Below are 1,340 nucleotides of genomic sequence, written 5' to 3'. Positions count from 1 at the left end.
CCCATAGGCGCTAAAATAGACTTGCGGCGAAGAATCAGTTGTGATTCCAACATGGAATGAGAAGTGAAGCGCTTGTGAACCAAGATTGGACGAGCGTGGTGGCCCGGCTTGGCGGGCCACAGGCTCTCGACCATACGGCGCGCGAGACGAAAGCTTTCGTGCGGCCGCGCGAGATCCGCAATGCAGTCGATCTGCTGCGCTTGATCCTGGCCTATTGCCTTGGCGAGCAAGGACTGCGGTTGACCGCGGCCTGGGCGACGTCGGTCGGCTTGGTCGATATCTCCAACGTGGCTCTGCTGTATCGCTTGCGCCAGTGCGGGGATTGGTTGGCGCTGCTGGTGGGGCAGGCCCTTGCCTCCGCTGCCCCAAAGAGGAGCCGAGGTCGTTTGATCCGCATCATTGATGCGACCACGGTGCCGAAGAAGGGCCGGCAGGGAAAGACCAAGAACGAGGTCTTTCGCATTCACAGCGCCTTCGATCTTCCGCGTGAGCGTTTTGGCCACTTCGAACTGACCGATCAGCACGAAGGCGAGACGCTGGATCGGGTGCCGGCGGTTCCAGGCGAGATCCGAATTGCCGATCGGGCCTATCTCCAGCCGGAGCGCATGGCCAACCTGATCCGGCTTGGTGCTGACTTCGTCATCCGGGCTGGTTGGAAGGGCGCACGCTGGCGGGATTGTGCAGGCCGCGCGCTCGACCTCGTCGCCGAACTGCGCAAAGCGGCAAAACGCGGTCTGATCGATCGTCCGATTTGGATCAAGCCCAGGCGGGGCGCACCTCTTGCGGTGCGCCTGGTTGCAATCAAGAAGCCCCAGGACGCTGCCGCCGCAGCGCGACGCAAGGCAAAGCTGGCCGCGAGGAAGGGAGGTCATACGCTCTCCAAGCAGACACTCGAAGCCGCCGACTGGGTCATCCTGATGACCTCACTTGCTCCAGATGACTTCCCAACGGAAGATGTACTCGCTCTCTACCGCCTGCGCTGGCGGATCGAACTGGGCTTCAAGCGGCTGAAGAGCGTGATCGGCCTGAAGGGGCCGCCTGGAGCCGACGAGCGGTCCGCCAGACCGCACATCCTCGCACATCTTCTCATCATTCTCCTGCTCGAGCCGCTCGTCGACGAACTCGAGGACTCTCCCCGCTCGGCCCAAGCCGCTTAACGCGTCCGGGCGGCTGGCGATTGCTGCGACAACTCATGTCCTCGTTGTTACAGGCCATCATCCCGCAGCCCACCATCACCCGCCTTCGCCGCTCAAAATCCCCCCTTCGCCGTCACCTCCGAGAGCCACCGAGAAGAAAACGTCGCTATCAAATGATGCTAAAACTATCTTAGCGCCTATGGG

The 1,340-nt window shown here is 61.9% G+C and carries 1 protein-coding gene; it reads left to right on the top strand.

Annotated features, from left to right (window positions below; all coding sequences use genetic code 11):
* Nucleotides 1–56 precede the first annotated feature (56 nt).
* Nucleotides 57–1,157: an IS4 family transposase gene (locus tag QQL87_RS37210; RefSeq protein WP_284424095.1), complete on the top strand. Its 1,101-nt coding sequence runs from the start codon at nt 57–59 to the stop codon at nt 1,155–1,157.
* The last annotated feature ends 183 nt before the right edge of the window (nt 1,158–1,340 follow it).

This window comes from Bradyrhizobium sp. SSBR45G (genome assembly GCF_030159255.1).
In the GTDB taxonomy this organism is placed as follows: Bacteria; Pseudomonadota; Alphaproteobacteria; order Rhizobiales; family Xanthobacteraceae; genus Bradyrhizobium.
This window is presented reverse-complemented; position numbering and strand designations above follow the sequence as displayed.

Excerpts from the sequence above, each read along its gene's own strand:
- QQL87_RS37210 (WP_284424095.1), top strand. The coding sequence starts at position 57 with ATGAGAAGTGAAGCGCTTGTGAACCAAGATTGGACGAGCGTGGTGGCC.